The 13,607-nt window shown below is 67.5% G+C and carries 11 protein-coding genes; 8 read left to right on the top strand and 3 right to left on the bottom strand.

Going from position 1 to position 13,607, the window contains the following annotated elements; all coding sequences use genetic code 11:
* Positions 1–364: 364 nt before the first annotated feature.
* On the bottom strand, positions 365–517 hold the full coding sequence (locus GGE06_RS44230; protein WP_376773656.1) for a hypothetical protein: 153 nt from the start codon (positions 515–517) through the stop codon (positions 365–367).
* Positions 518–669: 152 nt separating this feature from the next.
* Between GGE06_RS44230 and GGE06_RS43315 the strand changes: the two genes are divergently transcribed.
* From GGE06_RS43315 to GGE06_RS41885, 4 genes are all read left to right on the top strand, one after another.
* The gene (locus GGE06_RS43315) at positions 670–1,086 is read left to right on the top strand and encodes a hypothetical protein (protein ID WP_246533106.1); all 417 of its coding nucleotides are present in this window, start codon (positions 670–672) and stop codon (positions 1,084–1,086) included.
* Between the two features lie 117 nt (positions 1,087–1,203).
* Positions 1,204–2,274, top strand: a complete 1,071-nt coding sequence (locus GGE06_RS41895) for a tyrosine-type recombinase/integrase (RefSeq protein ID WP_184933323.1) — start codon at positions 1,204–1,206, stop codon at positions 2,272–2,274.
* Positions 2,274–2,594, top strand: a complete 321-nt coding sequence (locus GGE06_RS41890) for a helix-turn-helix domain-containing protein (RefSeq protein WP_184933322.1) — start codon at positions 2,274–2,276, stop codon at positions 2,592–2,594. The genes GGE06_RS41895 and GGE06_RS41890 overlap by 1 nt, the downstream gene beginning before the upstream one ends.
* 374 nt (positions 2,595–2,968) lie before the next feature.
* Positions 2,969–4,138, top strand: coding sequence for a site-specific integrase (locus GGE06_RS41885; RefSeq protein WP_184933321.1), 1,170 nt, complete (start codon positions 2,969–2,971; stop codon positions 4,136–4,138).
* 9 nt (positions 4,139–4,147) lie between these two features.
* Here the strand turns inward: GGE06_RS41885 and GGE06_RS41880 are convergent, their stop codons facing one another.
* Positions 4,148–4,756, bottom strand: a complete 609-nt coding sequence (locus GGE06_RS41880) for a hypothetical protein (protein WP_221519102.1) — start codon at positions 4,754–4,756, stop codon at positions 4,148–4,150.
* A 633-nt stretch (positions 4,757–5,389) separates the two neighbouring features.
* Here GGE06_RS41880 and GGE06_RS41875 point away from each other — a divergent pair.
* The 4 genes from GGE06_RS41875 to GGE06_RS43945 all read left to right on the top strand — a co-directional run bounded on the left by GGE06_RS41875 (position 5,390) and on the right by GGE06_RS43945 (position 12,643).
* Positions 5,390–6,616, top strand: coding sequence for a tyrosine-type recombinase/integrase (locus GGE06_RS41875; RefSeq protein ID WP_312883497.1), 1,227 nt, complete (start codon positions 5,390–5,392; stop codon positions 6,614–6,616).
* Positions 6,613–8,829, top strand: coding sequence for a tyrosine-type recombinase/integrase (locus GGE06_RS43950; protein WP_221519101.1), 2,217 nt, complete (start codon positions 6,613–6,615; stop codon positions 8,827–8,829). Before GGE06_RS41875 ends, GGE06_RS43950 begins: the two co-directional genes overlap by 4 nt.
* A 131-nt stretch (positions 8,830–8,960) precedes the next feature.
* Complete coding sequence (locus GGE06_RS41865; protein WP_184933319.1) at positions 8,961–10,217, top strand: tyrosine-type recombinase/integrase; 1,257 nt, start codon at positions 8,961–8,963, stop codon at positions 10,215–10,217.
* Complete coding sequence (locus tag GGE06_RS43945) at positions 10,214–12,643, top strand: tyrosine-type recombinase/integrase (protein WP_312883496.1); 2,430 nt, start codon at positions 10,214–10,216, stop codon at positions 12,641–12,643. The genes GGE06_RS41865 and GGE06_RS43945 overlap by 4 nt, the downstream gene beginning before the upstream one ends.
* Positions 12,644–12,679: 36 nt before the next feature.
* Here GGE06_RS43945 and GGE06_RS41855 read toward each other — a convergent pair whose 3' ends face one another.
* Positions 12,680–13,285, bottom strand: coding sequence for an SMI1/KNR4 family protein (locus tag GGE06_RS41855; protein WP_221519103.1), 606 nt, complete (start codon positions 13,283–13,285; stop codon positions 12,680–12,682).
* Between the last annotated feature and the right edge of the window lie 322 nt (positions 13,286–13,607).

Below are 13,607 nucleotides of genomic sequence, written 5' to 3'. Positions count from 1 at the left end.
CAGAGGAGCGCCAGGTTGAAGACGCCGAGCACCTTCAGGCCGTCGGCGGCGCCGCTGAGCATGATGAGCGAGTAGGGCAGCCAGCTGCCGGCGAAGACGGCCATGAGCGTCGCCGCGATCACGTCGCGGGCCCTGTTTTATCGGGGCGAAGTAGAGCCAGGGCTTCGGTGTGAATGGGAGCCGGTGGTTCTTCGGTGAGTTCGGGAGCCAGTCGGTGTGATGGTGTGGAACATGCCGCTTTCGGAGTAGTCGCGAGAGGTTGCTCTGGTTGGCCGTCACGCTGTGCCTGTTGATCACGGTCCAGGTCAGGGAGACCGCTGGTGCACAGGTCACGTGAGTGGCTGTTCGAGAGGATCCGCCGGGCTCATCGCGAGCAGGGGCTGTCGGGGCGGGAGCTCGCCGCGCGGTTCAAGGTGTCGCGGAACACCGTGAGGAAGGTGTTGGAGTCGCCAGTGCCGCCGAAACGGAAGTCGCCGCCGCCGCGCAAGAGCGTGCTGGAGCCGGTGAAGGGCTTCATCGACGCGATGCTGCGCGAGGACCTGGACGCGCCGGCGAAGCAGAAGCACACGATCCCGCGGATCATGGAGCGTCTGGCGGCGGAGCACGACTTTGAGCTGGCCCGCCAGACCACGGTCTGGGAGTACGTGTCCAAGCGGCGGCCGCAGATCCGTGCGGAAGCCCTGGAAGGGCGTCGACACCTGGACGGGATTGCCGCAGGCGAAGAGGCCGGGCGAGGAGGCGGAGGTCGACTTCGCGGACTTCTGGCTGGACCTGGCCGGGCAGCGGCGCAAGTGCGTGCTGTTCACCCTGCGGCTGTCTTACTCGGGCAAAGCGGTGCACCGGGTCTACGCGACCGCGTCCCAGGAGGCGTTCCTGGAAGGACACGTGGAGGCGTTCACGGTGCTGGGCGGGGTGCCGTCGGTGCACATCCGCTACGACAACCTCAAGCCCGCGGTCAAGCAGGTGCTCTTCGGCCGTTCCCGGCTGGAGTCGGCCAGGTGGGCGTCGTTCAAGTCCTGGTATGTCCATGTTTCCGTGGGTTCCCGTTGCTTCCCGACTGCGTCAGCGACCTCGATGGCTGTGTGATCTGGGACTTGCAGTCTCGTGGACACGATCGGGTGATTGATGCTCGTTCCTCAGAAATCCTGAAGTCTCCTCGGCTGTCATGGCGGAGTCGTTGGATAGCTGAAGGGGAGGAACGGGATGGCACTGGCCGTCGTGCGCGATCTGCGGCCGGAGTTTCGGCTGGAGACTTCCGAGGAGGTCGCTGCCTTCGAGCAGGATCTGCTGGCTGAGTTCGTCCTCGCCCGGGCCTCTGCCGGAGTCCTCGACGACACCATCCGCGGCGACGTCGGCCCCGTTCTCGGCCTGCGGGAATGGTTCGGCCGGCCTCTGTGGGAGATGGAGGCCCAGGACCTCGACCGGTACTTCGGGCGACACCGCCGCGACTCAGCGTCGGGCACCAAGGTTCGCCAGGCCGCTGCCTTCTCCGTGTTCTTTGAGTTCCTCGAACTACGGCACAAGGCTGGCATCCACGCGGCCACCGGCTTCGTTGTCGAGTCCCCGCTGGACGAGATGAACCGGCCGCGTGGCGGCACCTCTGCGAGGTTGCGGATCCCGCCGCCAGAAGTCGAGATCACAGGGCTCTTCGGCGGGTGGCGGTGCGACATGGAAGAGGCACGCAAGTACGCTCCGGCCGCCCGGAACTACACTGCCGCGCGGCTGGCCAGCCTCATCGGGCCGAGGATCTCGGAACCGTGCCTGCTGCGGATCGGCGACGTTCGCTGGGACCTGGGGCGGTTCGGCAAGGTCCTCCTCAAGGGCAAGGGCAGCCGGGGCCGTGGCAAGAAGGAACGGCTCGTCCCGCTTATCAACGGCTCCCGTGACCTGCTGGAATGGTGGGTGACGGGGCCGCGCTGGGAGTTCGACGACAAGGTCAACGACCCTCGTGCTCCGCTGTTTCCCTCGGAACGCAGATACGGCGACGGCTCCAGCAGGGCCGTGACCGACGATGCTCTGAGGACCGGGCTCGCCGAGGCGGTCGCCAGGCATCTTCCTCACCAGGTCGGCCAGCTCACGCCGCATGTGCTGCGGCACTTCGCCGCTTCTGACCTCTACCGCAACGGCATGGACGTCGTTGCCATCCAAGAGATCCTCGGACATGAATGGCTCAACACGACCATGATCTACGTGCACGTCGCGAAGTCCCACGTCGAAGACGCCTGGATCCGAGCGGGGCAACGTGCCACGGCACGATTCGGAGGAACACGCTGATGAAGTGGAACCTGCGAATGGTCGCCGCACAGCGCGACATCTGGAAGGCGTCCGAGCTCCAACGGATGCTGGCAGACGCCGGATTGGTGATCTCGGCCGGCAAGATGTCCCACCTGTGGTCCGGGCGACCGCTGACCGTCCGCCTGGCCGACCTCGACATCATCTGCGAGGTGCTCGACTGCACGACCTCCGACCTCCTCGTCCCGGAGAAGGCCGGCGTCCGGCAGGAGACCACGACCCTGGAGGCAGAGAAGCAGGTCGTCGGCGGCAGTCCGATCATGCACCAGCGCCGGCCGGGTCGATCTGGGCCGCCGCTATGAGCTCGCCAGTCCGGCGATCACGACCCTGGGCCACCCGCAGCTGCCGGGACTGCTTTGGATGGGGCTGGATCGACCGTCCTCGCTGCAAAGCATGCTGGGGCTTCACCTCGAAAGCCACCAGCCGCCGCTGCGACGTCTGCACACGCGAGGTCGCCGCGATAGACGGGATCTGCCGCCTCTGCCGTCGCCAGGCCAGCCTGATCGCCGGACCGGACAACAAGGCCCGCGTCGACCTGACAGTAGCCGCCCGCACAGGACACCAGCTCTTCATCATCGGCACCCTGCGACCACGCGGAGGCCCCCAGCCTCAGCCTGTTCCGCCGGAACCACGATCGCAGCAGCCGCACCGTGTTCCGGCACGCTGGACGGAGCTGTTGCTGTTCGAGATGCCGCGCGAGCTTCGCGGAGTCAGCAGCAAGGCGCCACCACTCGATCCTCAGCTGTCCGCATCCTTGAGTGCCCGGGCCGCCAGGATCGCGGAACTGCGCGGCTGGCCGCCCCGCACTCTCGGCTCAGTGCGACGCGGCATCCGCATTCTTTGCGCGGTTCACCGGCCAGGGGAGCCAATCCGGGCCTCAACCATCACCCAGCTCACCCACACGGCAGTGCCGGCCAACCACGTCCTGGAGGTGTTCGAGGAACTCGACATCTTCCTCGACGATCGGCCCGACGCGCTGGACGCCTGGTGCGAGGAACACCTGTCCTTCCTTGCCCCAGATGTCCGCGCTGAACTGGACGTCTGGATCGGCATCCTGAGACACGGGGCTCCGCGCCGTCGGCCTCGTGCCCGCGCAACGGTCATCACGAACCTGAGGAGCATCCTGCCGTTCCTGACCGAGTACGCCGGAAAGTACACAACCCTGCGGCAGGCCACCCGCGACGAGATCACCAGCTGGCTTGCCGACCGGCCCTATCGCGCATACGACGCCAGTGCCCTGCGTTCGCTGTTCAGCACGCTCAAGGCCGAGCGGCTGATCTTCGCCAACCCGATGCGAGGCATCAAGGGAGGCAGGGTGGCGATCAAGATCCCCGCATCACTCACTGCGGACGAGGTGGAGTCCGTCGCAGTCGCCGCACTGCAGGATCCGGCCCTTCGCGTGGTCGTGGCTCTGTCCGGCATCCATGCGCTGCCCGCCCGCCAGATTCGCTCGATGCTGGTCGAGCATGTGGACCTGCCTGGACGGCGACTGGACCCCGAGGGCTTGAATCGTCCCCTGGACGACTACACCGCCGAGGCGATCAGCGAGTACTTCGCCTACCGTCAGCGCCGATGGCCGAACAGCACCAACCCGCATCTTCTGATCACCAGGAACACCGCCACCACCGCAACGGCCGTGGGCACGTTCTGGATGGACAGGCTGGTCAAGGAATTGCCCGTGGGCGTCGACCAGCTGAGGCAGGACCGCATCCTTGAAGAAGCTCTTGTCAACGGCGCGGACCCCCTCCACCTCGCGCACGTTTTCTCCCTCGGCGCCAAGGCCAGCCTCCGCTACACCAGCGCAGTGGCCGAATCAGAAGCGGAGCAGGAACCGAACACCCGCTGATCTTGAGTTTTACTCCGCAGGGAGCCGTCGCCGGCCCTCCGGTGTGAAGGTGAAGGTCTGGCGAAAGGGCCCCGTTCCGAAGCGCACCGCCAGCAGGAGGGGTTCTTCGTGCGCAGGCGGCCATGATTGCTCGACTCCCGGAGCACTGCCGTTCCAGAGGTGGAAGGACACCATCGGTTCCTCCGGGTTCTCAGTCAGGTAGCCGAGGGTCTTGCCGTAGTAGGGGTTGTTACCGCCGAACAGCATGGACGGGGTACCGAACTCGTCGACGACGTCCGACCACACCCGGTCCTCGCCCGCCCACTGGCGGACCGAACACTCCAGGGCGGCGTACTCGTCACGGTCCAGTACGCGGTCCGGCTTGAGCCAGCCGCGGCGGTGCGCGAACTCGGCATACACCGAGGCAATGCCGTACTCGTAAGAGCGGTCCGGGACCAGATCGCGGAACACGCCCGCGACGCCGGCGCTGGACCAGGCACCGCGCTCTTCCCAGACACGCTGCTGCTCGGCCAATGCCTTGGGCTGGCACTCCACGAACAGCAAGTGATCCATCAGCATGCGCAGGGCCGGCTCCGACTCCCTCCCGAACATTCCGGGACGACGCAGGGCGAGATTCAACTGATCGACGAGGTACGCGCGTATCTCGTCGGAGGCTGCAAGCGATCTGGAAGTAGGCACCCCACAGTCTCGCGCAAATGCCGCCGGATCGCGTCACGGGCTGACGTTCAACCATCCTCCACCTGAGCCGAGTCCAGGCTTGCCACCCACCTTCGTTCACTGCGGCAACCGGTCCCCTCGACGCAGCAGAACCGCCTTCGAGCCCCTGAGTTCGCGCTACGGAGCCTTCAGATTTCGTGAACCCACGGAAGATCCAGTTCTCCGCGTTCTACTGCGCGCCGGGTGAGGACGGCGCCCATGAGAAGGGCGGGGTGGAGCACGAGGGCGGCCGGTTCCGCCGCAAGCATCTGGTCCCGCCGCCTGAGGTGGACTCGCTGGCGGAGCTGAACGAGCGCCTGGCCGCGATCGACGTCGCGGAGGACGCCCGGCACATTCACGGCCGGCCCACCTCGATCGGGTTCGACTTCGAGGCCGAGCGCGAGCGGCTGCGGTCGCTGCCGGCGGACGACTACGACTGCGGGATCGACCTGACGCCGACGGTCGCGCGGAACTCCCATCTGTTGACTGAACTACGGCCAGAGATTCCGCAGTTCAGGGGATGGATAAGCGTTCCAGGGTCTACGTTTCCTGGTCGTGATCGGAGACGACGAAGAGCATCGAGACCTGGCCGCGTTGGTCGTTCCTGCAGTCGGGTCGTTGCTGGCGACCGGAAGCCGGTGGGAGCCGTATCGTCTGGTCGATCCGGCTGGCGTCGGCGTCCAGGCGGTGACGGACTACTTCCGTGATCTGCAGGCGGCCGGCCGCGCTGAGGCGACGGTCCGTTCCTATGGGATGGACCTGTTGCGCTGGTTCCGCTTCCTGTGGGCGATCGACATGTCGTGGGACCGCGCCACACGACTCGAAGCGAGGGACTTCTGCCGGTGGCTACTGGTCAACGGGCAGCCTGATCGTTCGCACTGGCGCTCGGGGCAGCTACCGGAGCCGTCACGGGGTAAAGCGAAGCCGTACGCGGCCTCAGTACGGGCGCACAACGAGACGGTGCTGCGCTGCTTCTACGCCTTCCACCTGGACATCGCTACCGGGCCCCTACTGGTCAACCCGTTCCCGCTGGACCGATCGCGCCGCAGCGGCCGGGTGAACGCGCACCACAGTCCGATGGAGCCGCACCGTAAGGAGCGGACAGGTCTCTACCGGCCCCGTGTCTCGAAGCGCATTCCGCGCAGTATCCCGGATGAGGAGTTCAACGAGATCTTCGCCAAGCTCCCCTCGCACCGGGACCGGGCGCTGGTCGCGTTCTACGTCTCCACCGGGGCGCGGGCTTCGGAGCTGTTGTCGACGGTGCAAGGCGGAGTCGACCCCGGGCGGCAGCTGATCTCGGTGGTCCGCAAGGGCACAGGTGCGGTCCAAGAACTCCCGGCGTCCACCGACGCGTTCGTCTGGCTGCGGCTCTACCAGGTCCAAATGGGCGATCTCATCCCGAGGGGCCGTCGCCTGCCGTTGTGGTGGACGCTTCGACGCCCGGTCCGCCCGCTGACCTATCACGCGGTGCACCGCATGTTCGAGCGAGTGAATCAGCTGGTGGGAACCTCGGTGACGCTCCACGCACTACGCCATACCGCAGCGTTCCGCATGGCCGAGGACCCGGCGCTGCCGCTGACGGACGTCCAGCTCGTCCTCGGACATGCACAGCTCACCACGACACAGCTCTACCTGACGCCCCGCAAGGAAGACGTGATCCGTCGAGTCCTGGTCCACCACGCCGAGCAGAGTCGGCAGGCCGCCGAGCGGAAGGCGCCCGCTCCGGCCCCGGGCTATCGGCCGGAGACGATGAACGTGCTATTCGGCAAGGGTATCGCGTGATCGCCGCCGAACACCTGGCCGCTGCACCTGTGGTCTCCCGGCCTCATCTCTCGGCCGAGCAGCAGACCGCGAAGTTCCCGCTGCGACCCGTCTCGGCGCACTGGCCTGCTGCCGGAATGGACCGCGACGAGGTGCTGCGGATGTGGATCGAGGCGACGCCGCGGCAGGAAGACCCTCGCAGCCACGACTTCCGTCGGCGCGGCCTGATGCTGATGCTGGACTGGTTGCAGGAGCAAGCGGGCCGGACCTGGCACCAGCGCTGGCACGCCAGCGGCGCCGATGCGGCTGGCGAGCGGTGGGCCGACGGCCCGGCGAGCTGGCTGGAGCGGCGCGGCAAGTTCTCGCGGACCCGGCTGGAGACCATGACCAGTTCCCTGGTCGTCATGATCGGGGCCGACGTCATCCGACCCTCGCTGGGCTGGTTGCTCACCGGGGGAAAGAAGCGCAAGCTCGCACGGAACATGATCCGCTCCCGCGACGCTGGCGGCTTTGCCCGGCTGGACGACTTCTGCCGGGCCGATCCCGGGATCAGCGACTTGGCCCGCCGTGCCGCCTTGTTCCGCACCGCGGTCATCATCGCCGCCAAGGGCGGGACGGTGGCCGACATCGTGGTCGGGGACCTGCTGGAGGTTCTGGCAGTCGAGGCCGAGATGCGCGGGAGCCGCCGCTCCGGCTCGGCCACGTTCCGGGCACTGCGCGAGACAGGCGTCTTCGGCGCTGGCGTCCCCACACTGCGCAAGATCCGCAGCATCGGTCAGCGCCCAGTCGAGGAGCTCGTCGACAGCTACCCGATCGCCTGCCGTCCGATCCGCGATCTGCTGGTGGAGCATCTCAAGGAACGGCAGCCCGCTCTGGACTACGGCACGCTGCGCGGGCAGACCTACCAGTTGGCCAAGTGCTTCTGGCAGGACCTGGAGCTGCACCATCCCGGCATCGACTCGTTGCATCTTTCCGCCGACGTCGCCGCGGCCTGGAAGCAGCGCTTGCGCACCCGGCGGACCACGACCACCACCGGCAGCGGGGACCGGATCGAGGTCGCCGTCGAGCTACTCGGCTACCAGGACACCCTGGCCTGCATCCGAGCGTTCTACCTGGATCTGGCCCAGTGGGCCCTGGAGGACCCCGCCCGGTGGGGGCAGTGGGTCGCGCCCTGCCCCGTCAGCCAGCAGGACCTGAACCGGCGCAAGACCACCCGGCGGCGCAAAGCACGAATGGACGCCCGCACCCGCGAACGGCTCCCCGTGCTGCCGATCCTCGTCCGCTCCGCCGACCAACAACGACGGGACTCCCAGGCCCTGCTCGCCGCCGGACAGCAGGCCAGCCCGGGGCAGCAGTTCAGTGCCGCCGGTCAGACCCTGATCCGGATCCGCCGGCCGCACGCGAACCCGGACAACGTGTGGGCCGAGGACCTGGCCACCGGGCAGCGGCGCCTGCTCAACCGCGAGGAGGACAACGCCTTCTGGGCCTGGGCCATCATCGAGGTACTGCGGCACACCGGCGTCCGCGCCGAGGAGATGCTGGAGCTGAGCCACCACAGCCTGGTCCAATACCGGCTGCCGACCACCGGGGAGATCGTCCCACTGCTGCAGATCGCCCCGTCCAAGACCGACGCCGAACGGCTTCTGGTGGTCAGCCCCGAACTGGCCGACGTGCTCAGCGCGATCATCTGCCGGATCCGCGACGCCAGCGGCGCGGTCCCACTCGTCCGCGCCCGGGACTACCACGAACACGTCTGGCTGCCGCCGGCCCCACTGCTGTTCCAGCGCCGTGTCGCTGCCGAACCGCAGCGCATCGCCCGGGAGCGGGTCAGCGCGTTGCTGGATGATGCTCTGTCCCACACTGGCCTGGTTGACCAGGCCGACGGCACCGCACTGCATTACACTCCGCACGACTTCCGCCGAATCTTCATCACGGACGCCATCCTCAATGGCCTGCCCCCGCACATCGCACAGGTGATCGCCGGGCACCAGGACATATCCGTGACGATCGGGTACAAGGCGGTCTATCCGGAGGAGACCGTCAGGGCCCACCTGGCCTTCCTCGCCCGTCGCAGAGCCCTTCGTCTGAGCGAGGAATACCGCACTCCCACCGACTCCGAGTGGCAGGAATTCCTCGGCCACTTCGAGCGGCGAAAGGTCGCCACCGGGCTCTGCGGACGCGCTTTCTCAACCCCTTGCATTCATGAACACGTCCCGTTGACCGAACTAGTTTGAGCTCCCTTCGAGGTCAACTCATAGTGACAACAAGGGGGTTGTGGCTCCTGCTGGCGGGTCGCGGTGACTGCGTGTGTGGTGGTGGATCTGGTTTCATCGCGTGTCGTCGAGGTCGGCCCGTGGAGGTATGGATGCCAGAGCACAGCACGACGGTCCGGGATGTGGCGGCGCTGAAGGTGGCGAGGGTCGGCCGCGTCGAGAAGAGCGATGACCCGCTGCAGCCGTTCCGGCTCGTAGACGCTGATGGCACCGAGGTGGCTGCGGTCAGTGAATTCCTTCACCACATGCTCGCCGACGACGCGAGTCCGAGGTCGCTGCGCTCCTACGCCTATGAGCTGTTGGCGTGGGTCCGGTTCTTACGTGCCGTGGACGTTCCCTGGCATCTGGCGAGCCGCGTCGAGGCCCGTGACTTCGCACTGTGGCTGAAGACCACGAAGAAGCCGCCCCGGCGGCGCCGTCCCGACGCCCCCGCCCCGGGCTCGGTGAACCCGGTCACGGGGAAGGCCGCGCCCGGCGAGAACTATGCCGCTCGGACCAGGCGGCACGCTCGCGCGGTGATCCGCTCGTTCTACGAGTACCACCGAGAGACCCACGGCCGACCGCTGATCAACCCGTTCCCGCGGGGAGGGGCTGCCGAGGAGGGGATTCCGAATGCGCATCACAACCCGATGCAGCCGTTCCGGCAGCCCTCGCGCCGAGGCACCTATCAGCCCAAGGAGCCCAAGCCGACCCCGAGGATCATTCCTGACCAGGCGTTCAACGACCTGTTCGCCGAGTTGAAGTACAACCGGGACAGGGCTCTGATCGCGTTCTACATCTCCACCGGCGCCCGTGCCTCCGAGCTGCTGGGTGTCCCGCAGGGCCTGGTCTCGCCCGGGGACCAGACGATCGGCGTGGTCCGCAAGGGCAGCCACGTCCTGCAGCACCTTCCCGCCTCCACCGACGCGTTCGTGTGGCTGCGGCTCTACCAGCAGGAACTGCGCGGCATGGTCCCCAAGCACCCGTCGGAGCCGCTGTGGTGGACTCTGCGACGGCCCTTCCGCCCGCTGGAGTACGACGCGGCCCGGATGGTCTTCACCCGTGCCAACCAGCTGCTCGGCGCGAACTGGACCCTCCACGACCTGAGGCACAGTGCGGCCAAGAGGATGGTCCGCGATCCGAACCTGACCCTCGCCGACGTGCAGTGGGTCATGGGACATGCCCACATCACCACCACGGAAATTTACATCGCTCCCACGCCTGACGAGGTCGTCGTCCACGTTCTGGCCCACCATGAACGACAGCGCGCCGAGCAGGCCAAGCCGCCGGCCCCGCCGGCGCCGGGTTACCGTCCCGAGGTGCTGGCAGCGCTGTTCGGCACCTCGGCTGCGGGCGGCGAGAGCCGGTGAACCCGACCGCGAACGTCGACGTCGCCAGGGCCGTCGAGCCACATGAGGTGGGGAACGCGCTGGAGTGGGAACCGCGAGTCGGCGAAGCGAGCTGGTGGCAGACCCGTCAGAGCCGGGAGAGCCTGGTCGAGTGGTTGCTTGGATTGTTCACCGACCCGGGTGCGGGCCTGACCCGCGACAAGACCCGGCGGCGGGGCCTGGGCAAGCTGCTGGACTGGCTCGAAAGCCAGCCCGGAGAGACCTGGCAGGATCGCTGGATGGCCAGCGGGGCGGACGACGCCGGCTTCGAGTGGACCGATCTGGCCCTGCAGGGACGCGGCACACCCAAGAGCCACTGGCGCGATGAGCTGGCCACGGGACTGGTGCTCCTGGTCGCCGGGCAGGCGATCCGCCCCAGCTACCCGTGGCTGCTGCGGCAGCGCGTGACGGTGATGCTCACCGAGTCCCGGGCCGCCAGCGACCCCGATGCCTTCCATCGGCTCGAACAGCTGGCTCAGCACGCGACACCCACGGCGAGGTCCGATGCCCTGAACAAGCTCACCTGGATCGTGATCCGCAAGGGCGGGCTGGTCGGCGACATCACCGTCGGCGACTGCATCGAGCTGACCGCCGCACTGGAGGAACACCACTTCCGGGGCAGCGCCGGCCGGCCGCTGTTCTATGCCCTGCTCAAGGAGACTGGCGTGCTCCCGGCCAGCGCACCGCTGCGGCTGCGGGCGCTCCGCATCGAGGGACGCCGCAGCGTCGAGCAGATCGTCGACGCGTACGGTATTGAATGCCGGGCCGTCCGTGACCTGCTGGTTGAGTACTTCACCGAGCGGGCTCCCGAGCTCGACCACGTCTCGCTGCGTTCCATCGCCCGCAACCTGTGCCGGTTGTTCTGGCGCGACTTGGAGATCCACCATCCCGGCATCGAGTTGCTGCGGCTGACACCTGAGGTCGCGCAGGCATGGAAGGAACGCTTGGCCTTCATCCGTGACGCCCAGGGCCACCCGGTGCGGCCGCGGGTGAACTTCCGCAGCGAGCTGGTGTTCGTCCGGGCGTTCTACCAGGACATCGCCCGCTGGGCCGCCGACGATCCGGCGCGGTGGGCGCCGTGGGTGGCGCCGTGTCCGATCAAGGCGAACGAGTGCGCGACGAAGAAGTCCAGGTCCGGGGTGAAGCCCTGGATGGATCAGCGGACCCGGACCCAGTTGCCGCTGCTGCCCGCGCTGCTTCGCGCCGTCGACCGGCAGCGCAAGGACGCCGAGGCCCGCATCACCGCGGCTCGGGCGACGCCGGCCGGCGGACGGTTCCTGGTCGCCGGGGAGGAGTTCGAGCGCTGCGGGTTCGGGCAGGCCCGCCGCGTCTACGTCACCGAGGCCTCCGCTGGCAGGCGGCGGAATCTGACCCACGAGGAGGAGGCGGCGTTCTGGTCCTGGGCGACGGTGGAGGTGCTGCGGCACACAGGCATCCGGATCGAGGAGATGCTGGAGCTCACCCACCAAAGCTTCATCGCCTACACCCTGCCCACCACCGGCGAGGTGGTGCCGATGCTGCAGGTCGCCCCGTCGAAGACCGATTCGGAGCGCCTGCTTCTGGTCTCCCCGGAGCTGGCGGAGGTACTGACAGCGGTGATCTTCCGGGTCCGGGCCGGGAACGCCGCCCTGCCGCTGGTGTCGGCCTACGACGTGTTCGAGCAGACCTGGAGCCCGCCCATGCCGTTCCTCTTCCAACGCCGGTACGGCACCGAGGACCGACCGCTGACCCGCAGCTACATCCGCGAGTGCTTGGTCGCGACCTCGCAGTCCGCCCAGATCACCGTGGCCGGCGACCCGCTCGAATGGCGCCCCCACGACTTCAGAAGAATCTTCGTGACAGACGCCATCCGCTCCGGACTGCCCCCGCACATCGCCGCGAAAATCTGCGGCCACGCCGCTCTGGACACCACCATGGGCTATACCGCGATCTACCCGGAGGACGTGATCTCCCATCACCGGGCCTTCATCGCGCGCCGCAGAAGCGATCGGCCCAGCGAGGAATATCGCGACCTCACCGCCACCGAGTGGAACGAGTTCCTGGCCCACTTCGAACTCCGCAAGGTCGCCCTGGGAACCTGCGGCCGCGACTACGCGACCCCGTGCCAGCATGAAAACGCCTGTGTCAGATGTCCCCTACTGCTCGTGGACCCGGCCCAGATGCCACGTCTCCAGGAGATCCACGCCAACCTCGTCGACCGCCTCCGGGAAGCCCGGGACCAGGGCTGGCTTGGCGAGGTCGCCGCCATCGAGACCACCATGGCCGCCGCAGCGCAAAAGCTGGAGGCCATGCGCGAGCGTGCAGCACAACCGTCCACCGTCCACCTCGGCATGCCCGACTTCCGCCGGAACGCCGGACGAAGCAGCGCCGAGCCCGAAACCCCACCAACCGCGTCAGGCCCATTGTGAGTCGACCACGCATCCGGGACGGTTGCCGCCACGAGATCAAGTCTTGCGCAGGAAATCCCGCCAAAACGAGACGGTCGCCTGCGGGCGCCAGTCGTCGGGGGTGTGGGCGTCGAAATCGTCGAACTCGTGGTTGACGTAGTCGACCAGGTCAGTGCCGTAACAGATGATGTCGGTGCCCCACACTGAGAGAACCGGGTGACCATGGGAGCCATGGCCGGCAGGCAGGAACCGATGCCCGTAGATGGGAACGAGCTTGGGGACCCGAGCAAGCAGCGCCTGAGCTTGTTGAAGGGCCTCGTCGGCATCCTCTGGCCGTTGCCCCCAGCTCGGATGCCAGTAGCCGCGTCGGACCGACAGGGCAACGCCCTCCACCGGCCACTCAAGCCGCTCTCGGAGCCCTTGGGGGTCGCCGTGGCGCCAGTCCGGCCACGGGTTCTCCCACGTGTCCCCCTCTTCGGGCGGCTGACTGACCGGCAAGCCCGACGCCAGGAAAGCCCGGTGGTCGTCGGCAAACTCGAAGCCGTACTCCTGCTCAATACGCTGGAGCTCGATCTCGCTCAGCCCCGGAGCTATCTCGCAGCAGTCCGCAACGGCGAGAAGGCGCGCTGCTTCGATCCCCAACTTCATCCCATCCGGCTTCATCACGCTGGAACAGTACTGGTCCCGCCATCTGAGCTCGAACGGTTTTCGAAGATCACCTGGCTGCAGCCGGAGCCCGCCTGACGCGAGATGAGCTCAGGCGCGCGGCGGCAGGACCTCGATCACAGTGGCCGTTCCGGAAACAGGTCGGGCTTCGTACATGGTGATCACATCACCGCACTTCAGGTGCCTCCACTGCTCGGGGCTCAGAGGAGCCAGCCGGACGTCGGCGGGTCTGCCGCACGATCGGGTGACATCTGAAGTGGCTTGCCCTGTGGGGCAGGTGGGAAGGATGTCGCTGTGCCGAAGCCTTATCCGGAAGAGT

Origin of the sequence: Streptomyces nymphaeiformis (genome assembly GCF_014203895.1) — a bacterium.
GTDB lineage: Bacteria > Actinomycetota > Actinomycetes > Streptomycetales > Streptomycetaceae > Streptomyces > Streptomyces nymphaeiformis.
The sequence above is the reverse complement of the archived record's forward strand: the minus strand, read 5'-3'. Positions and strand labels throughout refer to the sequence as shown.

Bases quoted from the DNA above. Each gene is read 5' to 3' on its own strand.
- GGE06_RS44230 (WP_376773656.1), bottom strand. From the start codon at position 517: ATGAAGCCCTTCACCGGCTCCAGCACGCTCTTGCGCGGCGGCGGCGAC.
- GGE06_RS41895 (WP_184933323.1), top strand. From the start codon at position 1,204: ATGGCACTGGCCGTCGTGCGCGATCTGCGGCCGGAGTTTCGGCTGGAG.
- GGE06_RS41890 (WP_184933322.1), top strand. From the start codon at position 2,274: ATGAAGTGGAACCTGCGAATGGTCGCCGCACAGCGCGACATCTGGAAG.
- GGE06_RS41865 (WP_184933319.1), top strand. From the start codon at position 8,961: ATGCCAGAGCACAGCACGACGGTCCGGGATGTGGCGGCGCTGAAGGTG.
- GGE06_RS41855 (WP_221519103.1), bottom strand. From the start codon at position 13,285: ATGAAGCCGGATGGGATGAAGTTGGGGATCGAAGCAGCGCGCCTTCTC.